Source organism: Pseudazoarcus sp. NS36 (assembly GCF_059703705.1).
This window is the reverse complement of record NZ_BAAKJA010000002.1, coordinates 51,038-73,088: the sequence shown is the minus strand read 5'-3', so window position 1 is coordinate 73,088 and position 22,051 is coordinate 51,038. Positions and strand designations below refer to the sequence as shown.

Annotated in this window: 17 protein-coding genes and 3 riboswitches; of the genes, 9 read left to right on the top strand and 8 right to left on the bottom strand. The window is 63.2% G+C overall.

The annotated features are described in order from the left end of the window. Position 1 precedes the first annotated feature (1 nt). The gene (locus AC6H0R_RS03400) at positions 2-781 is read right to left on the bottom strand and encodes a 3-oxoacyl-ACP reductase (RefSeq protein ID WP_497579937.1); all 780 of its coding nucleotides are present in this window, start codon (positions 779-781) and stop codon (positions 2-4) included. A 39-nt stretch (positions 782-820) separates the two neighbouring features. Then, positions 821-917, bottom strand: a riboswitch (TPP riboswitch). Between the two features lie 74 nt (positions 918-991). After that, a riboswitch (TPP riboswitch) is annotated at positions 992-1,094 on the top strand. 44 nt (positions 1,095-1,138) lie between these two features. On the opposite strand from AC6H0R_RS03400, the gene AC6H0R_RS03395 reads away from it, so the two are divergent. Further along, entirely contained in the window at positions 1,139-2,590 is a 1,452-nt protein-coding gene (locus tag AC6H0R_RS03395; protein ID WP_497579936.1) for a sodium:solute symporter family transporter, read from the top strand. Between the two features lie 102 nt (positions 2,591-2,692). Here the strand turns inward: AC6H0R_RS03395 and AC6H0R_RS03390 are convergent, their stop codons facing one another. Then, a complete protein-coding gene (locus AC6H0R_RS03390; RefSeq protein WP_497579935.1) occupies positions 2,693-4,807 on the bottom strand; it encodes a TonB-dependent siderophore receptor in 2,115 nt (704 codons plus the stop codon). Positions 4,808-4,875: 68 nt separating this feature from the next. After that, a riboswitch (TPP riboswitch) is annotated at positions 4,876-4,974 on the bottom strand. A gap of 171 nt (positions 4,975-5,145) precedes the next feature. On the opposite strand from AC6H0R_RS03390, the gene AC6H0R_RS03385 reads away from it, so the two are divergent. Then, positions 5,146-5,577: a DUF6491 family protein gene (locus AC6H0R_RS03385; RefSeq protein ID WP_497579934.1), complete on the top strand. Its 432-nt coding sequence runs from the start codon at positions 5,146-5,148 to the stop codon at positions 5,575-5,577. Positions 5,578-5,740: 163 nt separating this feature from the next. Then, positions 5,741-7,909 carry a TonB-dependent receptor gene (locus AC6H0R_RS03380; protein ID WP_497579933.1) on the top strand — a complete coding sequence of 723 codons (2,169 nt, stop codon included), beginning with the start codon at positions 5,741-5,743 and terminating at the stop codon, positions 7,907-7,909. Between the two features lie 80 nt (positions 7,910-7,989). Here the strand turns inward: AC6H0R_RS03380 and AC6H0R_RS03375 are convergent, their stop codons facing one another. Further along, complete coding sequence (locus AC6H0R_RS03375) at positions 7,990-8,898, bottom strand: LysR family transcriptional regulator (RefSeq protein ID WP_497579932.1); 909 nt, start codon at positions 8,896-8,898, stop codon at positions 7,990-7,992. 105 nt (positions 8,899-9,003) lie between these two features. On the opposite strand from AC6H0R_RS03375, the gene metE reads away from it, so the two are divergent. Continuing rightward, entirely contained in the window at positions 9,004-11,325 is a 2,322-nt protein-coding gene (gene metE, locus AC6H0R_RS03370; protein WP_497579931.1) for a 5-methyltetrahydropteroyltriglutamate--homocysteine S-methyltransferase, read from the top strand. Positions 11,326-11,483: 158 nt separating this feature from the next. Here metE and AC6H0R_RS03365 read toward each other — a convergent pair whose 3' ends face one another. Both AC6H0R_RS03365 and AC6H0R_RS03360 read right to left on the bottom strand, forming a co-directional pair. Continuing rightward, a complete protein-coding gene (locus AC6H0R_RS03365) occupies positions 11,484-13,892 on the bottom strand; it encodes a hypothetical protein (RefSeq protein WP_497579930.1) in 2,409 nt (802 codons plus the stop codon). Beyond that, a complete protein-coding gene (locus AC6H0R_RS03360; RefSeq protein ID WP_497579929.1) occupies positions 13,889-14,818 on the bottom strand; it encodes a PIN domain-containing protein in 930 nt (309 codons plus the stop codon). The genes AC6H0R_RS03365 and AC6H0R_RS03360 overlap by 4 nt, the downstream gene beginning before the upstream one ends. 629 nt (positions 14,819-15,447) lie before the next feature. Here AC6H0R_RS03360 and AC6H0R_RS03355 point away from each other — a divergent pair. Further along, the gene (locus AC6H0R_RS03355) at positions 15,448-16,284 is read left to right on the top strand and encodes a secretin N-terminal domain-containing protein (RefSeq protein ID WP_497579928.1); all 837 of its coding nucleotides are present in this window, start codon (positions 15,448-15,450) and stop codon (positions 16,282-16,284) included. Positions 16,285-16,374: 90 nt separating this feature from the next. Here the strand turns inward: AC6H0R_RS03355 and AC6H0R_RS03350 are convergent, their stop codons facing one another. After that, positions 16,375-17,622: a type II toxin-antitoxin system HipA family toxin gene (locus AC6H0R_RS03350; RefSeq protein ID WP_497579927.1), complete on the bottom strand. Its 1,248-nt coding sequence runs from the start codon at positions 17,620-17,622 to the stop codon at positions 16,375-16,377. Between the two features lie 4 nt (positions 17,623-17,626). Then, positions 17,627-17,917, bottom strand: a complete 291-nt coding sequence (locus AC6H0R_RS03345) for a helix-turn-helix domain-containing protein (protein ID WP_497579926.1) — start codon at positions 17,915-17,917, stop codon at positions 17,627-17,629. 502 nt (positions 17,918-18,419) lie between these two features. Here AC6H0R_RS03345 and AC6H0R_RS03340 point away from each other — a divergent pair. Beyond that, positions 18,420-18,620, top strand: a complete 201-nt coding sequence (locus tag AC6H0R_RS03340) for a CsbD family protein (RefSeq protein WP_497579925.1) — start codon at positions 18,420-18,422, stop codon at positions 18,618-18,620. A gap of 122 nt (positions 18,621-18,742) precedes the next feature. Here AC6H0R_RS03340 and AC6H0R_RS03335 read toward each other — a convergent pair whose 3' ends face one another. Further along, positions 18,743-18,937, bottom strand: a complete 195-nt coding sequence (locus AC6H0R_RS03335) for a hypothetical protein (protein WP_497579924.1) — start codon at positions 18,935-18,937, stop codon at positions 18,743-18,745. Between the two features lie 268 nt (positions 18,938-19,205). Between AC6H0R_RS03335 and AC6H0R_RS03330 the strand changes: the two genes are divergently transcribed. From AC6H0R_RS03330 to AC6H0R_RS03320, 3 genes are read left to right on the top strand one after another with little or no spacing between them, the layout of a single operon-like run. After that, a complete protein-coding gene (locus AC6H0R_RS03330) occupies positions 19,206-20,810 on the top strand; it encodes a PepSY-associated TM helix domain-containing protein (RefSeq protein WP_497579923.1) in 1,605 nt (534 codons plus the stop codon). Continuing rightward, on the top strand, positions 20,807-21,106 hold the full coding sequence (locus tag AC6H0R_RS03325) for a DUF3649 domain-containing protein (protein ID WP_497579922.1): 300 nt from the start codon (positions 20,807-20,809) through the stop codon (positions 21,104-21,106). Before AC6H0R_RS03330 ends, AC6H0R_RS03325 begins: the two co-directional genes overlap by 4 nt. After that, entirely contained in the window at positions 21,106-21,927 is an 822-nt protein-coding gene (locus AC6H0R_RS03320) for a DUF3325 domain-containing protein (RefSeq protein ID WP_497579921.1), read from the top strand. Before AC6H0R_RS03325 ends, AC6H0R_RS03320 begins: the two co-directional genes overlap by 1 nt. Positions 21,928-22,051 lie beyond the last annotated feature (124 nt).

Below are 22,051 nucleotides of genomic sequence, written 5' to 3'. Positions count from 1 at the left end.
CTCAGTTCTTCACCAGCCCGCCGTCGACCACCAGGTTCTGCCCGGTGATGGCGCGCGACCACGGCGACGCGAAGAACAGCACGGCGTCGGCGAATTCCTCGGGCGTGGTGACGCGGCGCAGCGGCGTGCTCGCGGCGATCAGGTCGAACACGGCTTCGGGCGTGGCGGCGGACGCGTCGGTCGTGCGCAGCAGGCCGCCCGAAACCATGTTCACGGTGATGCCGTCCGGCCCCAGATCCTGCGACAGCGTGCGCGTGAGCGACAGCAGTGCGGCCTTGGCGGCGGTGTAGTCGTGATAGGGCACGACCGGGTTCTGGAACAGGTTGGTGCCGATGTTGATGATGTGGCCAAAGCCGGCCTGTTTCATGCCCGGCAGCGCAGCCTGCGTGGTGTTCAGCGCGCCACGCACGACGCCTTCCAACTGCTGCGCGATGCTCTCCCAGCGCAGCACGTCGGCGTGCTCACGGGCGTCGCCGTTGAAGCTGAAGGCGGGCAGGGCGTTGTTCACCACAGTGGTCACCGGCTGGCCGAAATGCGTCTGGGCGCGCTCGAACATGGCCTGCACCGCCGCGGCATCGCTCACGTCGGCCTGGATGGCGAGTGCCTGACCCGGTGCGGCGGTGCTGACCAGATCGTTGGCCGCGCTGGCGCTGTTCAGGTAGTTCACGATGACTTTCGCGCCGTGCGCGAGGAAGGCACGCGCGATATGCGCGCCGAGGCCGCGACCGGCGCCGGTGACGAGAACGAGTTGTTGCGCGAGGGGCGCAGAATGGCTGGACATGCTTTTCCCTTGTGATGAAGCTGGCAAGGGGGATGCACGAGCGGTGCGTGAGGACATCCCTTCGCCAGTACAAGCTGGATCAGGTTCGACGGGTGTGATCTCAGTCCGCAGATGCAGGACACCCCGTGTCGGGCGCAAACCTTATCACGGAAGAGCACTTCGGCGGCCTGCGCGGATGTCTTGCACCCGCTCGCAGGCGTATAATCCGCCGCTTGATCCTGGGGGAGCCGCATGCGGCTGAGAGATGGCGCCAGCCATGACCCCGATACTTGATCCGGGTAATACCGGCGTAAGGAAGGATGCACCGCCCTCACCGAGCGCGGGCTCCGTCCTTAGCCGTTTCAGGAGTCCCGCAGCATGCTCAGCGCACCGGCCGCCATCACGTGGCTCACCTTCTTCGCCGCCGCCTTTGCCATTGCCGGCATGGCCTACGCCCGCCGCTACCGCGGCAACCTTGAGGAATACATCGTCGCCCGCAACAGTCAGGGGTCGGTCGCGACCATCATGACCTTGCTGGCTTCGTCGCTCGGTGCGTGGATTCTGTTCTCGCCGGCGCAGGCGGCCACCTGGGGCGGTCTGGCCGCGGTGATCGGTTATGCGCTGGGCTCGATGTCGCCGCGCATCGCGATGATTCCGCTGGGCAAGCGCATGCGCGAGCTGATGCCCAACGGCCATTCGCTCACCGAATTCCTGATCGCGCGCTACGGCCGGCCGATGTACTGGCTGACGCTGCTGATCATGATTTTCTACATGTTCATCGCGCTCACCGCCGAGCTGACCGCCATCGGCAAGCTGGTGCAGTTGCTGGCGCCGGTGCCGCTGTGGGTGAGTGCGGCCATCGTGATGGTGGCGACGCTGATCTACACCACCTACGGCGGGCTGCGCGCGTCGATCTTCACCGACAAGATGCAGGTCATCATCATCATTCCGCTGGTCGCCGCGCTGATCGGGCTCGGCTGGCAGGTCACCGGCGGCATCGGCCCGGTGACCGAGCGCCTGCAGGAAACCGCGCCGCGCCTGCTCGACCTGGGTGACATGGCCGGCATCAAGGCCGGCCTGACCTTCTTCTTCGCCATCCTGCTCACCGGCATCTTCCACCAGGGCAACTGGCAGCGCATCTACTCGGCCAAGGACATCCCCTCGATGCGTCGCGGCTTCCTGCTGGGCGGCGTGCTGGTGGTGCCGTTCATCTTCATCATGGGGCTGTTCGGCCTGGCCTTCGTGGCGCTCACGCCGGGCGGGGATGACTCCGTTGCGCTGTTCACGGTGATCCTGTCGGAAATGCCGATGTGGCTCGCGATTGCGCTGATTCCGCTGGGCATCGCACTGGTCATGTCGAGCGTGGATACCGGTATCAGCGCCATCTCCAGCATCGTCGCGGTGGATGTGGGTCGAGCGATGCCCGCGGCCAGCCCGGCCAGCCTGCTGCGTCTGGCGCGCTGGCTGGTGGTGGTCATGGCGATTCCTGCGCTGATTGTGGCGGCACAGGGTTTCAGCGTGCTGTATCTCTTCCTGCTGGCCGACCTGCTGTGCGCGGCTGCAGCCTTCCCGGTGTTCTTCGGTCTGTTCAGCCGCGCTCACGACGGCTTCTCGGCCATGGTGGGCACGCTCGCCGGTCTGGTGGCCGGTCTGGTGATGTTCCCGCTGCCAGGTCAGCCGATGACGCACCTGCTGGAGTCCTTCCTGCTGGCGGCCGTGGTGCCGGTGGTGGTGATCTATGCGCTGCGCGTCGTGCGCCGTGGCAAGGCGCCGTTCGAGCTGGAATCGCTGTCGCTGTCTACGCGCAAGCTCAGCGAGGAACACATCTGATCTGCAGGCGGGGCAGGGCGCCGTAATACCGTCTGCTCCCTGACGTGACAAAAAAACGGGCCCCGGCATGCGCCGGGGCCCGTTCTTCATGGCGGAGCGGGATCAGAACTCGAAATGTGCGCTCAGGCGCATGGTGCGCGGCGCGCCCGGAATCAGGTAGCCGCCCAGCGTGTTCGAGGTGTCACCCCAGTAGAACTTGTCGAACAGGTTGTTGATGCCGAAGCGGAAGGTGGTGGGCGTGCCGCCGACTTCCGTGAGGTAGCTCGCGCCGATGTTGACCACGTGATAGCCGCTGACTTTGGTCAGGATGGTGCCGGCGGGGGCGAACAGCTTGCTGCTGGCGTACTGCCAGCTGCCGTTCAGGCGCAGGGCCGGCATGGACGGCACGGTGTATTCGCCATACACGATGCTCTTGTAGCGCGACACGTTGCCCACGCGTCGGCTCGATTCGGTGGCGTCGCCCTGCACGTCGGCCAGCGTCAGCGTCAGGCTGGCGCCGACCAGCAGGTTGCGCGTGACGCGTCCGTTGGCCGACAGCTCGAGGCCGCGGCGGCGGTCGGTGCCCGAGGCCTGGAAGGCCTGCCCTACACCCGGCAGATATTCGTACGGGCGCTGGAGTTGGAAAACGGCAGCGGCCACGCTCAGGTCGGGCGCGAGATCGGCTTTCACGCCCAGTTCGAGCTGGCGCGATTTCGACGGGTCGAGCACCTGACCGCTGTTGGTCGAGCCCACCGGCGCCGTGCCACCGGGTTCCAGACCCCGCGAGACCGAACCATAGAACGACAACGTCTTGTTCGGGCTGTACACCAGCGCCACGCTGGGCAGCACGAAGTTGTCGCTGGTGCGGCGCAGCAGCGTGCCGGCCGCATTGAACTGGTCGCGATCCAACGTCACATAGCGCAGGCCGGCATGCAGCTTGAACTGCTCGTTCAGGTGCAGCACGTCCTGCACGAACACGGCGCGCTCGGCATCCTTGCGGCGCAGGCTCACCGGGTTGTTGGCCAGCGGGCTGGGCGAGACGTCGACCGGGTCGTAGATGTTGCTGGTGCCGCGCGGGTCGAAGACGTAGTCGGCAAAGCTGTCGCGGCGGTTCATGGTGGCCGCGCCGAAGGTCAGCTCGTGGCGCACTGAGCCGGTGGCGAGCTTGCCCTTGAGCAGGGCCTGGGTGCTCAGCACCGTGCGTTTGTCGTTGTCGCGGCGCAGGTCGACCACCGTGTAGTCGCCGTTGGACTGGAAGTTCGACGGCAGCGCCACCGCGTCGTCACGGCGCAGCGTGTGGCGGTTGATCGACAGTTCGGTGCGCCAGTCATCGTTGAGGTCGTAGCTGAACTTCAGCCCGTAGTTGGTGGTGTCGTCCACCACCGGGCTGCTCCACGGCTGGTTGTTGAGCATGTCGCGGGCGCTCACGTTCTTCGGCACCGTGGTGCCGCCCAGCAGCTGAAAGCCGGGCACCGAGAGCTGCGACTTGTGCATGCGGTCGAGGTCGAACTGCAGCAGTGCGCGCTCGCTCAGGCGCCAGTCAAAGGCACCCGAAACGAACTGCCGCTCACCGTTCGAGCCGCGCACATACGAGCGCACCTTGGAGGCCGCCGCATTGAGGCGGTAGCCAAAGCGGCCGTCTTCGGTGCGCCCGCCCAGATCCACGGCGCCGTACAGCGTGCCGCGCTCGCTGGTTTCCAGCGTGACGGTACGCAGCGGCACGTCGGTCGGGCGCTTGGTGACGTAATTCAGCACGCCGCCGGACGAGGCGATGCCGGCCTGCAGACCGGCCAGCCCCTTGAGGATCTCGATCTGTTCCTTGTTCTCCAGTGCGACCGGCGAGGTGCCGAGGATCACCAGCCCGTCCTTGCGGTAGCTGGAGCCGTAATCGAGCTCGAAACCACGGATGGCCAGGCGATCCGACAGGCCGACGGCGTTGTACGAGTTCTGCACGCTGGCGTCGTACTTGCCGGCTTCGGTGGCGCTGCGGATGCCGCGCTCCTGCATCTGCTGCTGCGTGATGACCGTGATCGACGCCGGCGTTTCGCGCAGCGGCGCTTCGGAGAAGCCGCCCACGCTGGCCTTGCGGCCGATCTCGTCGGAGGCAGCGGTGTCGCTGACGACGACATCGGGCAGGGTGATTTCGGTGGGTTCGACGTCCTGTGCAAAAGCGACGGACGACAGCGCGAGCACTGCGGGCAGTGCGAGCAATTTCGGGGGACAGGGCAGGAAGGGCATCTTCGTTCGACTCGATCGCGTGAGGACTGCGCGCGAAGGGGCGGACGAGACAGCGGGGCGGAGGGCACCCCATGAACGTCATGCTTCCCTACGCTGGCATTATCCAGGTCAGGTTCAAGGGTCTTTCTCACCCGAAGACGACGTCTTCAGGACCCCTAGCGTGGCGCGATATTAGCACCGGGCAGACCGACACCAAAGAGCTGGATTTCGGGTTGTTGACGTGGGGCAAGTTCAGGCCGAGCTACTTGTTGTCAGCGCGCAAAAACCTTTTGTTTCTGCTTGCCTGCGTCAAATCCGGTCATGCTTGAACCGTGCACGCTCCACCGGAGGTGAAGAAGATGAAACATTCGGCGATCCGTTCTGTGGGCCCTGTCGGGGCTCTCCTGCTGGCGGGCGCGTTAACGGCGTGTGGCGCCTTGCAAGAGATGCCGGAGCCGCCGGCGGTTGTGCCGCAACAGCTGGAGAAGCGCGGCTACCGTTTGGGAGAGGCGGTGCGCACGGTGCCGTCGTTCTCGATATCGGGCTGGAACTACATTGACGATCAACACATGCAGATCGACGGTGGGCCGGGGCGCGTCTATCTGGTGACCTTCCTCTACCCGTGTCGCGAATTGGCCTGGGCCGAGCGCATTGGTTACACCGACAGCGCCGGCAGCTTCGGGCGCGGCGAGCGGATTGTGGTGCTCGACATGGGGCGACGTGTGGATTGCGCGGTGGGCGAGCTGCACAAGCTCGAACGCATCGAGCGAGACAAACCCACTGCGCCTTAGCGGCCCTGGCCGTCCGCACGGCCCCCGCTGCGGCACACCGCGGGCCGGGGCGAAGGCATGGAGTGGGTGTTGTAAATAACAAACATAAAAGCAAATGATAGTGATTCGTATTTGTAATGGTGCGTAAGATGCGTGTCCTTTTGAAACACGCACGGGTGACCGATTGCATAACGAATTCCTTCCCGGCCAGGCTGCGCCCCGGCTGAAACCTCTGGTGGTGGCGTTCTTCGCTGTTCTGGCGCCGCTGGCGGCACAGGCTGCCGATTCTGAAAAAGTGCAGACGATGGAAGAAGTCGTCGTCACGGCCGATGTGCTTGATCCGGATGACTCGCGTCCGCGTACCGTGTCCACGGCCACCAAGACGGCGCTCGACCCCAAGGACGTGCCGCAGGCCATCAACACGCTGGAGATGAGCAAGTCGAAGGTCTACGGGCTGAACGACTTGAGTGTGCTGCTCGACGGCACGCCCGGCGTCGATACCGAATACGACATGCGTGGCGACGGCATCAACATCCGCGGTTTCTCGGCGGACTCGAACGACATCTACCGTGACGGCGTGCGCGCAACCGGCCAGATCCGGCGCAGCACGGCCAACGTCGAGCGCATCGAGATCCTGAAGGGGCCGGCTTCGGTGCTGTACGGGCGGGGCCTGGGCGGCGGGGTGGTGAACCTGATCAGCAAGCAGGCCAGCTTTGATGCGGTGAGCAGCATCAACCTGCGCGCCGGCTCATGGGACAACCGGGGCACCACCGTGGACCTGAATCACGTGGTCAACCCCAATCTGGTGGTGCGTCTGACGGCGGACTACGAAGAGGCGGACAGCTTCCGCGACGGCATCTCCAACCGCAACCGCATGCTCTCGCCCAGCATCCTGTACGACAACCACGATAACTTCAGCTGGCTGCTGCAATACACCTACGACAAGGTGTGGCGCCGCCCCGACCGCGCGCCGGCCTTCAACACCCTGCCGGATGGCGTGTCGCGCGAGACCGCCTATGCGCACCCGGATGATTACGTCGAAGACGAGATGGAGATGTTCCGCTCGGTCATGAACTACCGCTTCAACGATGCGTGGGCGGTGAAATGGACCGCGGCCGTGCATGAGGCCAACCAGAGCTTTGACCACCTCTATGGCGGCGCCTATTGTCAGCTCGACGGCACGCTCAAGAGCAATGGCAACGCATGCGCCAACCCCGGTCTGATGACTTTCACGCGGGCATGGCAGGACACCAGCAACCGCACGATCACCAACAACGTGGATCTCACCGGCAAGTTCAACACCGGCTCGGTGAGCCACGATGTGCTGATCGGCATCGAGCTGAGCCGCGAGAACCGCAGCCCCGATCTGGCCACCTCGCAGAGCAGTTCCGACCCCTCGCTGGCCTATCCGTATCCGGTCGATCCCTATAACCCGGTGTGGGTGGCGCCCAAGACGCCGCGCGGCGAGGCGAAGACCTCCAACCGCCACAAAGCGGAATCGCAGGCCATCTACCTGCAGGATCTGATCGGCCTGAGCGAGCAGTGGAAGGTGCTGGCCGGACTGCGTTTCGACCGCTTCGAGTTCGGTTCCCACAACCTCATCACGGACCAGAAGCGCAGCTACAAGGGCACGACTGTCAGCCCGCGCCTGGGCGTGGTGTGGCAACCGGTGAAGGACCACAGCCTGTACGCGTCGTACAGCAAGAACTTCGCGCCGTATGGCGGCCGTGGCCTGATGAGTGTGTCGGTGGCCGACAGCGCCGTGTATGACGAAAAGCCGCAGTACTCCAACCAGTACGAAGTCGGCGTGAAGAGCGACTGGGCCGGCGGACGGCTGTCCACGCAGGTCGCCTTGTACGAACTGGAGCTGTACAACATCCGCTATCGCCCGGATGCGGTGAACGACCCCTACACGTGGGCGGTGCGCGGTGGTCAGCGCTCCCGCGGCCTGGAGTTGAGCATGGCAGGTCAGGTGGTGCCCAACTGGTATGTGCGTGGCGGCCTTGGCTTCCAGGAAGCCAAGGTCAGCAAGGACAAGGTCTCGCCCGCAGTGGAAGGCAACTACCTGCCCGATATCGCGCGCCGCACCGGCAACCTCTTCGTGCGCTACGCACCGCCGGGCAACTGGTATGGCGAAGTGGGCGTGACCTATCGCGGGGCTTCCTACACCGACAGCGCCAACACCAACAAACGCGACGGCTATACGCGCTGGGATGCTTCCGTGGGCTGGCGTCTGCTGCCTTGGACCATCACGTTGGCCATTACCAACCTGACCGACACCAAGTACCTGCGCTCGACCAGCATGCCGGGCGCGCCGCGCACGGCCTTGATCAGCGCCAACTACGTGTTCTGAGCAGAAGCTTGCCGGAGGTTCTCAAGCCCGCTCGAAGTTGAGCGGGCTTTTTGTTGTCTGCAGCTCGCAGGGGGAGGGCCTCAAGACGTGGGCGTCGGGCCGCGGTGCGTGCGCGCCAGTTCCACAAAGGCGTGCAGGTAGTCGATTTCCGCATCCGCCTCACGGATGCCGAGGTAGATCTGCTTGGCAATGCCGTTTCGGCCCAGGCGCACCGGGGCGATGTCGAGCTTGGCGGCGTATTCCTCCACCAGCCAGCGCGGCAGCGCCGCCACGCCGCGGCCGCTGGCCACCATCTGCAGCATGATGTCGGTGGTCTCGATGGGCTTGTGGCGCTTGGGTGCGATGCCGGCCGGCGTGAGGAACTGCGCGTAGATGTCGAGCCGGTCGGTTTCCACCGGGTAGGTTATCAGCGTCTCGTCGGAGAGCTGTTCGGGCCGCACAAAGGCCGCGCCGCGCAGCGCGTGCTGCGGCCCCACCACCAGCACCTGTTCGTAATCGAACACTGGCTCGAAGTGCAGACCGGGCTTGAACAGCGGGTCGGGCGTGACCAGCATGTCGATCTCGTAGCCGAACAGCGCGCCGATGCCGCCAAACTGGAATTTCTGCTTCACATCCACATCCACCGCCGGCCATGCGGCCAGATACGGCGACACGATCTTGAGCAGCCACTGGTAGCAGGGATGGCATTCCATGCCGATGCGCAAGGCGCCGCGTTCGCCGCGCGCGAACTGGCGCAGGCGCTCTTCGGCGTGGTCGAGCTGCGGTATCAGTCGGTTCGCCACGGCCAGCAGATATTCACCCGCCTGGGTCGGGCGCAGGCTGCGGCCTTCGCGGTGCCAGATGGCCACGCCCAGCTGGTCTTCGAGCTTGCGCATGGAGTGGCTCAGCGCCGATTGCGTGAGGTGAAGCTGCTCGGCAGCAGCGGTGAGCGTGCCGTGTTCGGCGACGGCGCGGACGATGGCGAGGTGGGCTCGTTCAAGCAGGGCCATAGATTAGTGTGTGAGCCGTATTCATGAATTCATGAAAAAGTACCATTTTTATTCATGAATTGCGCGGCCTAGCATGGCGACTTTCTGAACTACGGAATCTCCATCATGGCACTCACCCACAACCTCGGCTTCCCCCGCATCGGCGCACAGCGCGAACTCAAGTTTGGCCTCGAATCCTACTGGAAGGGCCAGTCCACCCGCGACGACCTGAAGGCGCTCGGCGCCCACCTGCGTGCCCGCCACTGGGGCAAGCAGTCTCAGCTCGACCTCGTTCCGGTGGGCGATTTTGCCTTCTACGACCAGGTGCTGGACATGAGCTTCACGCTGGGCAACCTGCCCGAGCGCGTGCGCGGTTTTCATGGTGACGCGTTGGACAACTACTTCCGCGTGGCCCGAGGCCGCTCTGCGGACTCGTCCACACCTCGGCGCTCGGCTGCGTCTGCAGAAGAGCATTCCGGCTGCTGCGGTGGCGTGGCCGCGGGCGAGATGACCAAGTGGTTCGATACCAACTACCACTACATCGTCCCCGAGTTTGCCGCCGACACCACGTTTGCGCTGGATGCCTCGCGCCTTGTGGAGCAGCTGCGCGAAGCCCGCGAGCAGGGCGTTAAGGCCAAGCCGGTGATCATCGGCCCGGTCACCTACCTGTGGCTCGGCAAGGCCAAGGACGACTCCAACAAGCTCGACCTGCTGGCGCGCCTGCTGCCGGTGTATGCCCAACTCCTCGACCGCCTGGCCGACGAGGGCGCCGAGTGGGTGCAGATCGACGAGCCGGTGCTGGTCACCGAACTCGACGCCGACTGGAAGCACGCCTTCAACCTCGCCTATCACGAGCTCAAGGCGAGCAAGGTCAAGCTGCTGCTCGCCACCTACTTCGGCACGCTGCAAGAGAACCTGCATCTGGCCGCCAACCTGCCGGTGGCCGGCGTACATCTGGACGCCGTGCGGGCGCGGGACGAGGTGAACAGCCTGCTTAACCTGCTGCCAGCCAGCAAGGTGGTATCGCTGGGCGTGATCGACGGCCGCAACATCTGGAAGACGGATCTGGCCGCCGCGCTCGACTGGCTTGAACCGCTGCAGGAACGCCTGGGCGAGCGCCTGTGGATTGCGCCGTCGTGCTCGCTGCTGCATGTGCCGGTGGATCTCGACAGCGAAGAGCGCCTGGATGCCGAGGTGCGTTCGTGGCTGGCCTTTGCCCGCCAGAAGCTCGAAGAGCTGCACGTGCTCGCCCTGGCGCTCAATTTCGGCCGCGCTACCGTGCAGGCCGAGCTCGAGGCCAACCGTGCCGCAGTCGAAGCGCGCCGCGCTTCGCCGCGCGTGCACAACCCGGCCGTCAAAGCCGCGCTGCAAAAGCTCACCACCCAGCTCGGCCAGCGCAAGAGCCCGTATGCCGACCGCGCCGGCAAGCAGGCCGCGCATCTGAAGCTGCCGAAATTCCCCACCACCACCATCGGCTCCTTCCCGCAGACCGCCGACATCCGCCTGGCGCGCAGCCAGTTCAAGGCCGGCGAGCTGGACGAGGCGGCCTACCGCGCCGCGATGGAAAACGAGATCACCCGCAGCGTGCGCGAGCAGGAGGCGCTGGGGCTGGACGTGCTGGTGCACGGCGAGGCCGAGCGCAACGACATGGTCGAATACTTCGGCGAACAGCTCGACGGCTACGCCTTCAGCCAGTTCGGCTGGGTGCAGAGCTACGGCTCACGCTGCGTCAAACCGCCCCTCCTGTTCGGCGACATCAGCCGCCCCAGGGCCATGACCGTGGAGTGGATCCGCTTCGCCCAGTCGCTCACCGACAAGCCCATGAAAGGCATGCTCACCGGCCCGGTGACCATCCTCAACTGGTCATTCGTGCGCGACGACCAGCCGCGCGCAACCACCTGCTGGCAGCTCGCGCTCGCCATCCGCGAAGAAGTGCTCGACCTGGAGAAGGCCGGCGTGCGCGTCATCCAGATCGACGAGGCCGCCTTGCGCGAGGGCCTGCCGCTGCGCCGCGCCCAGTGGCAGCACTACCTCGACTGGGCCGTCACCGCCTTCCGCATCACCGCCAACGGCGTGGAGGACGAAACGCAGATCCACACCCACATGTGCTACTCGGAGTTCAACGACATCATCGCGTCCATCGCCGACATGGACGCCGACGTCATCACCATCGAAACCTCGCGCTCCGACATGGAACTGCTCGACGCCTTCGACCACTTCAACTACCCCAACCAAATCGGCCCCGGCGTGTACGACATCCACTCACCCAACATCCCGGACCAGCAGCACATGGTGCAGTTGATGAAAAAAGCCGCAGAGCGCATTCCGGCCGAACGGCTGTGGGTGAACCCGGATTGCGGGCTGAAGACGCGGCAGTGGAATGAGGTGATCCCGGCGCTGAAGAATATGGTCGAGGCGGCGAGGGTGTTGCGGGGGGAGGTTGCGTGATGTGAGGTCTGGGTGATTGTCTCTGTAGTGCTTGATGTCCCGGCATTGTGCCGGGACTCATTCAATTGCGATTTGAACTTTAGATCGGTCATCACTCCCCAGGGTTCGATGATGTCTAATGAATTAGATTGAATAGAGTGGTGAGCCAAACGTAGCCTTCAGTTCTCACCTTCTCCTGCGCCATAGCGGTATTTGCGTAACGCCAGCCATTCGTCTGTTCGCTGTCGTTCATTCTCAATCTGACGTTGCAGTCCATCAATGAGCCACTGGGCGAAGGCTTGTACACGCTCATCCTCATCGTTCTTCCAATCAGAAATTGCATCCAACTTCCGTTCGAGCGCCTCAACGATGCCGTACTCGCCGGTCACGACGCCCGTTGCCTCAATAGCGGCCGCGACTTCGTTCCACGCTCTTGAGCGCTCTGGCACAACTTTGATGATGGCCTTGCAGGCAGCCAAGATTGAGGGCGACCCGTCGTAGGTCTGAAGGATTCCGGTGACGAATCCGATATCGTCTGTGCGGCCGGTCTGGATGTACGTGAGCAGCAGTTTCTCCAGCGGTTCACTGAAGGTCGGGAGCGCCGCCTTGACTAGCCGGGCCCCGCGAAAGCCGAAAAGGGACCGAACTTCTTTATCGAAGTCGTTCCGTATGGCCGTCAGCAGCGCGTCCGGCGAACGTGCAAGTAGGTCACTAAGCTTGTGAAGCTCATACGGAATGGGCTCAAACCGCTTCCTGCCGTTCTCATCATGCTTTAGCTGGGCAAGTCGCCTAGCGTGCTCCAAGCGGCAGACGAAGAAGTCGATTACCTGTTGAAGGTCCTGTTTTGCGATTGCGTTAAGGATGTCTTCGGTTTGATAGTCCAGATTCGGAAGAGTGGTGAGGGCGGTAAGTATCTCGGCGCGCTCGTTTGGCTCCATCGCGTTTACCAGAGTTTGGAGGTCTCTAGAAAACCAAAGGACGCTAGCCCACCGAGCATCATTGTGTTTGGTAAGTCCCCGTAGCGATTGCATGAAAATGGGCTTTGCACCCGCAACACCATCGGCGTGAAGGCTCGCTGCTACGCCCATTACTTGGATGAGAGCATCCCGCTCATCAAGCGTCTCTGCGCGCTCAGCGACCGTCGTCAGAATGTCTAGCCGCGACGCACCCATACGATACAGAGACTTGGCGATGGCCGTCAGATTCCTGCCATATTTGATCCAGTTAGCCACAACGGCTTCGATTTCTTTCTGTTTCGTGCTGGCCCATAAGCCTCGTATTAGGGGAATCAGGAAAGGCGAAATGGCTTCTTCGTAGTCGGTGACGAGTTCGAGAGCGAGGTAAGGTATCAGTCGACCAATTGACTCAAGAAAGTCGTAGTACACTGGGAACATTGCTAGATCGTCAGAGTGGGTCTTTGAGAACTCTAGAATGCGATCGCGCCACGTTCCGTAGCTGGCGTCGTTGATCTCGCCGAGATATTGGCGTGCCGCTTGATGTCGCTTTGTGTCGCTGTGATCCCACGCTGCGTCGGAGCGTTCTAGGTCCTCCCACGTTCCGAAAATGCCCTCGAAGCCAATGAGTTGCTTGTAGACTTGATATTCCACATGTGCGTCTAGCGCATTACGCACCTCCAGCGCCTTGTCTCTAACCGCTTGAGAGACTCCGTGGTAGAAGATCCAGTAAGCTTGGTGCTCAATAGATTGCACCAGTGGGAGTGCTTCAGTCGCCACAAGATCGCGCATGAACTCGAGAACTGTGATTGTGTCCCGCTGCTGCATCGCAGTTGTGGCGGCGTCGCAAATTGAGCCCTCCCGTCTCGTCGCCGACTCTAGGGTCTGCAGCACTTTTTTTCGGTGGTCAACATTCTCCTTAAGTCTGTAGATGTGTTTTGCGAGCTCAATCGCCTCAGCACGCATGGACGCTACGCCACCGTCGCTCACGACCGACCCTCGTCGGATCGTGACGCTGTGAGCTGACCAGTGGGTCCCCTCTATGGTCGGTGAAAGTAACGCACTAAGGGCCCGGAGAATGATGTTCGCGCTATCGCGAACCGTGTCGTCGTCCAGTGTCGCAAGGTGGGCCACCATGCGCGTTTGTGGTTTCGCACCAAGTTGCTGTTCGCCATAGAAGACGTCTAGGTCAAATCGTGCAATCGCCTCAAGAGCCTGTTCTGCTTTGGCCCGGGTTTCCTCGTCCGCGGAGCGCGACATGTCTAAAAGGAAGTCGACAACCTGTTCAGTGTGGACGTAGCGTAGTGCGTCAGCGACTTCAATGGCCTCGCGAATGAGGGCCCATGGTGTACGGTAGCGAAGCCTTTCCCCGGTGATCGGACTATTGCCCTCGGTCAAGCTCCGTGTCGGCACTGAGCGCGCGAACGCTTCCAGTGTCGACACTATCGCCATGTGGAATCGTGGGACAAGCACAGCCAGCGTTTTCAGGGCCTCTGACAGCTCGTCGTATTCGACGCTTACTTGCAGTGTCTTCGTAGCGCGATCAAATTCTTCGCTCAGACGCTCATCTACTGCTTCTGATTTGATGCCGACCAACTTCGAAAGCGCCGCGAGGCGGAGTTCTTGCTTACTCATTGAGTCACCTTCAGGAGTACTGCGATCACAGGCTCTGAACTGGCGGCTCGTTGGGCCAGCGCCCGGCTCGTGGGGATAAGGTGACTGCCGGTGTCGTTGAGCCGGCCGGACAGTACTAGCGTATATGCCTCGTGTTCGCTGATAGCACGATCAAACCCTGCGTTCTCAAGCACTAAAAAAAGCTCTTCCTTCGAGGGAGTATTTAATGCCTCGATCAAACCTAGAACTATGACGTCCATGTCCTTAAATGCTGGACTGCGAAGTTGATCGAGAGGAACTGGCGGCTCCTCGAGAATTGGTGGGCATATAGGAGCAACGGCAGTCGCTTTTTCGATGTCGTCTAGTAGAGTTGATACGTCTCGGTAAATGTTGAAACCTTCGTTCTTAAATGCCTCGGCTAGCTTTTTGTCGTCGACCAATGCACAGTGGATACCCTTTCGGGGCTTGATTTCAATCCCCGCTTCGAGTATCCACGAATCAGGGATATCTTTGCGCCGATTCTCGCGTTCTTCGATTCGGCTAAATGGCAGATCTACCTTGAAGTACCTTGCCCATGCTTTAGCTGCGTGCTCAATAGATATCTGGATTACTTCGATGTTGTTCTTGACGACAAATTGTTCAAAGCTATTTTCCGAGTTGCGGGTGACATCTTCGATATTCCATATATCCAAATGAGGTTCCGGGAGGCCATCTACCAGCATGCCCAGCATGCCTTGCTGCAGTTTGGAAAACGATGACTTCATCTGTTCCACTGCCTTGCTATGCTTTTCGAGTTGAGCGGTGCGCTCTTCCTCAAGGGCTATGCGCGGGATGTATATCTTTAGAACTCCCATCTGCGAGCGCATTAGCAGGCGCTTGAAGTCGGGGTGATGGAACGGAAGCCTGCGCAACATACTCGTGTCGATAACGAGGTGAAAGGTATCCATGGGCAACCGATAGAAGTAAGCGATCGTATGAGCGAGTTTATATTTTATACCGCTTGGCGCTTGGGACTGTTGACGCTGCGATAACCCGCTCCATCATTCCAATTTCGCTGCGACCCAGCCCCACGCTGCAGGCTTCGTCTCCCCAGTCGCTGAAGGCGCGATCCACCTCCGCAAGAATCGCTTTAGCCCGTGCGGAGCTGACCCGGTACAACTCGGCGCAGGCCAGTGCTACTCGCGGGGTCAGGTCGAGGTTTTATACCTCACGAGAATCTTTGTTCTGAGCGTCACAGCATTCAGCACGGTGAGCCGAATAGCCCCCGACGTTCGCACGGGCTTCTTACACGCCAACCAGCGGCGCAGCCGTCCTGGCTGGAAGCGTTGGCCGATGACAGCCGGGAATTGGTCGATGCCGTGGCGGGATGATGTTTATACCCCACTGCTTTTCTGCTCGTAGCGCCGGGCGGCACGCCGCAAGAGCTGGCGATTGCGTTTCTTCGACGTTAATACAGCATCAAACGGTGTCTCCCCGATCGCGACGTGAGGCGCTATCGGGTAGCCTGTCGCAGAGAGGACCCGCTGCAGTACGCGCCTACCCGCCGGTCAGACGAACAAACGTTGTGAGCCCCGACATGCCTCGCCTTCCGCTCCCCGCTACCACCGATCTGCTGCGTCGCCGGATGCTGTGCCGTCTCGCCGCTCTGCCGTTGTGCGTTCTTGCCTCGCCAGCCTTCGCGCAGCAGCTTGAAACCATTCAGCTCCGCCATCAGACGCCCGACCGCGTGCTGCCGATACTCCAGCCTCTTCTCGCGCCCGGCGGAACCCTGACCGGTTTCAATGACAAGCTCTTCCTGCGTACGACGCCAGACAACCGCCAGCAGATCCTGCAGGTGCTGGCCGAGATCGACACCCCGTCACGGCAACTGATCATCCAGGTGAGTAGTCAGGGCAGCCATAGCGAAGGCCGGCGAGGCTACTCGATTGGCGGTGATGTGGTCGTCGGAGGCAGCGGCACCCGAATTGAAGGCAGAGCCCGTGACAGCGAACGCACGCGCAGCAGTTCCGGCGAGCAGCGCGTACGTGCCACCGAAGGCAGCCCGGCTTTCATACAGGTCGGGCGCTCGTTTGCGATCCCGCTGCGCGAGGTGGTGATCGGCCCGAACGGGGCGGTCATCCGTGAGACCACGGTCTGGCGGGATGTCGGGAGCGGGTTTCATGCAGTGCCGCGCCTCAGCGGACAACGCGTGACACTCGAAATCACCCAATTCGCCGATACCGCCACGAGCCGACGCGGAGATGCCGACACTCGCCAACTGAGCACAACGATCAGCGGCCAACTGGGCGAATGGATCGAACTCGGCGGCACGGCTACTTCGGACCAAAGCCGGAGCAGCGAACTGCTTGGTCGCGGCACGGGTCGGGAGGCGAGCCAGCAATCGATCTGGTTGAAGGTGGATCTGGCGCAGTAAGCCGAAGTTTGCAGGTCCCTCCCGGGCGCGCCGATGTGAGCGTGCGCGGGGGCGGGCCAAGAATTTATACCCCTTGGCGCCTGCGATTGCTCACGCCGCGATTACCCGCTCCATCATCGCAATCTCGCTACGACCCACCCCCAAAATCTCGGCTTCGTCACGCCAACCGCTTACGGTGCGATCGACCTCCGCGAGAATCGCTTTCGCCCGTGCGGAACTGACCCGATACAACTCGGCGCAGGCCAGTGCCAGATCGACATCCGGCGCAGCGCTGTGGCCGTCGATGGTGAGTGAGTGCGTATCCCGGTGGGGGTTGGGATTGACGTCGTAGGCGGGGGCCAGCCGCCAGCCGCTGGGTACGCGGATGAAGCCATGGTTGCGCAGGTGGTCGTCGCGGTTGCCGATACGGATGTTGAACAGCACGCGCCGGAAGAGTTGTTCGAGGTCGGAATCGACATGGCCCTGGGCGCCGTTGTCGCTCAGGAACTGGGCCAGATCGAGATAGCTGCCGCCTTCTTCGCCATCGGTGTATTCCAGCAGCGTCATGGCCGACGAGAACATGCGGCGGCTGTTGCCGTCGCGGTCGAAGCGCCGCGAGCAATAGGTGAGGTAGCGGTCGGTGAGCTTGCGCCCCTGCGCATCCGGCACCTGAATGCCGGCGCGCAGCGCCAGGGTGCGCGTTGCGAGTTCCCATGCGCCAACGTCGTAGCGGTCGTTTTGTGCAGGGAACTTGGCAATCCACAGTGCGCCGTCTTCGCCGGTGAAGTTGGCCTTGGGGCGGGCGCCGCCCAAGGACGTGCCGGGTGCGATCAGCATTGCCAGCCACTGCTCGTATTCGGGCAGCGCTTCGGCTCCGGCATCTTCCACTGCACGGCTTGCCTGCGCGAGTTCCGGCAGGCTGGTGACGGGCGGTGCTGCAAGCGGGCTGTTGTCGAGAAACGGTGTGTCGTCCGACGCGCGCAGCCGCAGTGCGCCCATGCGGGTGAGGTCGTGTACACCGAGCAGGAAGTCGACTTCCTGCAGGCGAGGGGGGGCACGCCCTTCGCGTCGCGCGGCGATGGCTTCGCGTCGCTCCATCAGCACGCGTCCCCAGCGGTCCGGTGCGGAATCCATAAACACGCCAAATGCGGGCGCCGGGTGGGCCGGGTGCTGTTCGCCGCCGTACAGTTCCAGCCGGGGGTCGAGCATGAAGGCGCGGTGGTTCTGCAGCCACGCGGGGTCGTACTCGAAAGAGGGTGGCACATCGGTCCGCGATGCATGGCGCCACAGTGTGCCGACCATCGCGCACACGCCCAGCTCACGCGCATCGAGGTGCACCTGCCAGGATTCGCGCGCCACTGCGTCAGCCCTCGCCGCCGCTGGCGCGTGCGGTAGGCCGCGTGCGCGTCGCAGGCTCCAGTTCGAGATCCTGCAACTTGCGGCCCAATTCGTCGTCTCGCGCGAGCAGGTCCAGATCGCGATCCAGACCCAGCACGCGCAACGCCCGCAGGTAGGTGCCCAGCGCGATGTTGGCGTCACCCTTTTCAAGCCGATTGAGCGTGTCACGCGAGATGCCCATCCGCTCCGCCATCTGGATAGTCGTGATCTTGCGGCGCTTCCGCGCAAGACGCAGGCGCCCTCCGAGTGCCGTCATCTGGCGCTCAAGAGCAGGGAAGGGCTTTTGGAAGGATCGAGGCATGATGTCCGATACTTTGTTGTTTAGTGCATAAAGTGTCAATAGTATCGCTCATAAATAGGGATCCTTACGCGGAATCGAGGTGCTAATCATTGCCCGCTAGCTACGCAAGCTGGACTTGGCGCCACGGTTCCAGGTCAGCGTCGTATCTGCTGCGAGACCGTAAGGGGCAAGAGAATTTCCGGTTCAGGAAACTTCGGACCACTTACAGCTGGAAACCCTTGAGTGTTCCCGCTCGGGAACGTGGTGCCTGGTGTGCTCTCAGACCTGTACGTCAGACAGCCTGGCGCGTACTTCTGCCGGACGTGCGATACGTCCAGTTCCATGCGGGAGTGCGAACGCAGTGCGGCGAAGGCCGGCCCGGCATTGTCCAAGGGGCCGCCGCAGCAAGGCCGCACGCCGGCTTGTTCCCGCTGTTGGGGACGGCGGCCGGATGGACCTCAACCCGAAGGAGTAATCAATGACGAACGACGACATCATCAAAGGCAAATGGAAGCAGGCCACGGGCCGGATCAAGGAGCATTGGGGCAAGCTGACCGATGACGACATGACGGTGGCGGAAGGCCACCGGGACTACCTCATCGGCAAGATCCAGGAGCGCTATGGTGTTGCGCGGGAAGAGGCGGAGAAGCAAGTGCGCGAATTCGAGCGCAATCTGTAACGGGCGCCCTGCGGCGAAGGTCACTGCCTTTTGCCGCAGCCACCCATATGAAGCGGCCCCTGTTCTGTCACGGATGTGTGGCGGAGCAGGGGCCGTAGCTTTGTGTGATGCCGGCAGCGCCCTTAGCGGAGCAAATCCACCACATGCGGCGCAAACGCCAGGCCGCAGATCAGTGCGATGGGCAGGTTCAGGAAGAACCAGCGGTCGCCCTTCTTGAAGAGCTGCTGCCACGGAACGCCCTGGCGGGTCTTCTGATAGACGAGCAGGCCGGTGTAGGTCAGCAGGGTGACGACGATGATTGCGATGCCTTCGGCCATGGTTTCCCCCTGGATGCGGAATGGGTGGTGATGCGGGGAGTATCGCTTGTTTCGCCGTCGCGGATGAAGGCAGTCCTGCGCTCGATGTGAATGTAACTACGTGTATCAACCTGACACTTTCGACCATCTCGAACGGCATGTTCAGTGAAAGGGGAGGCTTGTGCGGCGCCTGCGGAGATGGCGCTGCCTTGGCCCCGTGACTTGCGCAGCGCCAGGTTGGGCTCTGCGCTGTTTTCCGTGAACGGATGATGCGCCGCGAGAGGGTTTGATGAAGGAAGGTTTTCGCCAGTGCATGGCCTGGCTGCACACCTGGGTGGGGCTGGTGGCCGGCTGGGTGCTGTTTTTTGTGTTCGTGACGGGCACGGCGGGGTATTTCGACGACGAGATCGACCGCTGGATGAAGCCCGAGCTGCCGCTCGCCGAACAGGTCGAGGTGAGCGACCGCGCCGCCATGCTGGAGCGCACGCTCGACCGGCTGGCCGTGGTGGCACCCGGCGCGAAGGAGTGGATCGTCAACATGCCGGGCGAGGCCCTGGTGCCCCGCGGCACGCGCGGGCTGGGTATCCGCTGGGAGGAAATGCCCGAGTTCGGCCGTGATCAGGGACGGCGCGGCAACGAACGGCTGGATGTGGATACCGGCGAGCCGATTGCCGCCGTGGAGCCGCGCGATACGCGTGGCGGGCAGTTGCTCTACCGCATGCACTACCTGCTGCACTACATGCCGACCACGGTGGGCATTCTGCTGGTGGGGGTGTGCACGATGATGATGTTGATCGCCATCCTCTCGGGCATCGTCACGCACAAGCAGATCTTCAAGGATTTCTTCACCTTCCGCCCCGGCAAGGGGCAACGCTCGTGGCTGGACGCGCACAACGTGACGAGCGTGATGGCGCTGCCGTTCTTTCTGATGATCACCTATACGGGCCTGATCCTGTTCCCGCTGCAGTACATGCCGGGCGCGGTGTTCACGCTGTATGGCAGCTCGCAGGCGGAAGTGCGGGTGTTCATCGACGAGTTCTTCCAGCCGGATCGCACGCGCAGCTATGAGCCCTTGCAGCGTCCGGAGGCGTCTCTGGAGAAGGTCGTGGCGCAGGCCGAGCAGGCCTGGGGAGGCGGGCAGGTCACGGCCCTGGTGATCACGCACCCCGAAGACGAGCAGGCCACCGTGACGGCGCAGCGCCTGTACGGCAGCCAGATCGACTTCCGTCACCCCGAGCAGTTGAGCTTTGACGCCACCACCGGCGAACCGCTGGCGCCGCCGCCGGATACGCATGCTGTCGGCCAGACGCGCAACGTGCTGTATGCCTTGCACGAAGGCCTGTTTGCCGGGCCGTGGTTGCGCTGGCTGTACTTTGGCTCGGGCCTGCTCGGCTGCGCCATGATCGGCACCGGCCTGGTGCTCTGGACGGTGAAGCGGCGCAAGCGCCATGTGAAGAATGGCGAGGTGACCTCTGCGCTCGATGCCGCCGGCCTGCGCCTGGTGGAAGTGCTCAATGCCGGCACCATTGCCGGCCTGCCGGTCGCGGTGGCAGCGTATTTCTGGGCCAATCGCCTGTTGCCGCTGGATATGGCGGACCGCGCGCTGTGGGAGGCCCACGCCATGTTCGCGGTGTGGGGCTGGCTGTTTCTGTATGCCTCGCTGCGGCCGCTGCGCCGGGCGTGGAGCGAAATCCTGTGGCTGGCGGTGGCGGCGTATGCCTTGCTGCCGGTGCTCAACTTTCTCACGACAGATCGCCACCTCGGCGTGACCGTGCCGCACGGTGACTGGGCGCTGGCGGGCTTCGACCTGACCGTGCTGGGTCTGGCTGCAGCCTTCTTCTACATGCTGCGCAAGCTCAAGCGCCGCTGGAGCGCGACGGAGGTGGCGGCATGAGGGCCTTGTCTGCTGACGCCCGCTATCGCTGGGCGGTGTTCTCGCGCGTGATTGCGGCTTCGGTCGGCGCTTACGCCTTTACCTGGGCAGCCATCGTGTTGGTGTCCTTGCTGTGGCCACTGCCACGCGCCGAGGCTGTGGGCATGGCGACCATGCTGGGCTTCGTCATCTTTGCGGCCGTGGCGATGTGGGTGTTCACCACGCGTTCGGCGTGGCGTGCCTGGATCGGCATCGTGGGCTGGACGGCGGTGTTTGCGGCGCTCGACTGGTGGTTGATGCAGGGGGGCGCAGCATGATGGCGATGGCGCTTCTTGGCTTGAGTCTGGCGGCATTCGTGGCGCTGGCGCTGGGCATGGATCGACACGCTCGGGATGTGCTGGGCGCGGCGCCGCCGCAGGGCCGGCGCGTTGCCTTGCGCGTGACGGGCTGGAGCTTGCTCGGCGTGGCCCTGGTGCTGGCCATGCTGGGTTGGGGGCCGGCAGTGGGTCCGGTCGAATGGATTGCCGCGCTGACGGCGGTCACCGTGCCCTTGGTGATGCTGGCCTTGCCGCGTTTTGCGGGTCGGCGTGGTGCAACGACGCGGCGCAATGTGACGCCGGCCGAGGTGCCGGAAGTGCCCGCCTCGCGCAGCGTGCCTGGGCGCCTGTGGCGAGGGCTGCGTGCTGCCGGCCTGCTGGCGGTTCCGCTGTTCATGTTGTGGGCTTTTGCGCAGGTGCCGCCGAGCCCGGTGCAGCGCGACGATGCGGTGGCCGGGCAGGTGGGGCCATGGCGCTACGTGCTGGCCGAGGTCGACCGCAAGCCGCCGGTGCCGTCGGCGCTGGATACGGGCATGAAGGGCTTCCAGCTGCGGCTGTGCGATGGCTGCGATGCGCAGGTACGCGAGGCCTATCTCAAGGTGCGCAAGCCGCGCTCCTTGCGTGGCGCCGGCATGTCGTTCTCCGGCCCGCCGTGGAACCGGCGAGTGGAGATCCAGATTGCGCCGACCGCGCGCGTCGAGGATGGTCTGTGGCTGACCATCGAAGGGCTGGACGGCAGCGTGCATCAGACCGAAATCGACCTCGCGCGCATCTCACCCGAGACGGCGCGCTACATCGCGGAGCGTGAATCGGCGCAGTGAGGGGCGCTTGGGCGGGGCTTCATGTCCCCGTCCTGAGCAGGCTGGGTGAGGAGGGTGTATCCAATCATTGCATGGCTCTTGTTGAGAACCGTTCTCATGCATAATCGCTTCAAACCGGGGAAGC

Bases quoted from the DNA above. Each gene is read 5' to 3' on its own strand.
- metE (WP_497579931.1), top strand. From the start codon at position 9,004: ATGGCACTCACCCACAACCTCGGCTTCCCCCGCATCGGCGCACAGCGC.
- AC6H0R_RS03335 (WP_497579924.1), bottom strand. From the start codon at position 18,937: ATGGCCGAAGGCATCGCAATCATCGTCGTCACCCTGCTGACCTACACC.
- AC6H0R_RS03330 (WP_497579923.1), top strand. From the start codon at position 19,206: ATGAAGGAAGGTTTTCGCCAGTGCATGGCCTGGCTGCACACCTGGGTG.
- AC6H0R_RS03320 (WP_497579921.1), top strand. From the start codon at position 21,106: ATGGCGATGGCGCTTCTTGGCTTGAGTCTGGCGGCATTCGTGGCGCTG.
- AC6H0R_RS03340 (WP_497579925.1), top strand. From the start codon at position 18,420: ATGACGAACGACGACATCATCAAAGGCAAATGGAAGCAGGCCACGGGC.
- AC6H0R_RS03355 (WP_497579928.1), top strand. From the start codon at position 15,448: ATGCCTCGCCTTCCGCTCCCCGCTACCACCGATCTGCTGCGTCGCCGG.
- AC6H0R_RS03365 (WP_497579930.1), bottom strand. From the start codon at position 13,892: ATGAGTAAGCAAGAACTCCGCCTCGCGGCGCTTTCGAAGTTGGTCGGC.
- AC6H0R_RS03345 (WP_497579926.1), bottom strand. From the start codon at position 17,917: ATGACGGCACTCGGAGGGCGCCTGCGTCTTGCGCGGAAGCGCCGCAAG.
- AC6H0R_RS03375 (WP_497579932.1), bottom strand. From the start codon at position 8,898: ATGGCCCTGCTTGAACGAGCCCACCTCGCCATCGTCCGCGCCGTCGCC.
- AC6H0R_RS03395 (WP_497579936.1), top strand. From the start codon at position 1,139: ATGCTCAGCGCACCGGCCGCCATCACGTGGCTCACCTTCTTCGCCGCC.
- AC6H0R_RS03360 (WP_497579929.1), bottom strand. From the start codon at position 14,818: ATGGATACCTTTCACCTCGTTATCGACACGAGTATGTTGCGCAGGCTT.
- AC6H0R_RS03385 (WP_497579934.1), top strand. From the start codon at position 5,146: ATGAAACATTCGGCGATCCGTTCTGTGGGCCCTGTCGGGGCTCTCCTG.
- AC6H0R_RS03325 (WP_497579922.1), top strand. From the start codon at position 20,807: ATGAGGGCCTTGTCTGCTGACGCCCGCTATCGCTGGGCGGTGTTCTCG.
- AC6H0R_RS03400 (WP_497579937.1), bottom strand. From the start codon at position 781: ATGTCCAGCCATTCTGCGCCCCTCGCGCAACAACTCGTTCTCGTCACC.
- AC6H0R_RS03390 (WP_497579935.1), bottom strand. From the start codon at position 4,807: ATGCCCTTCCTGCCCTGTCCCCCGAAATTGCTCGCACTGCCCGCAGTG.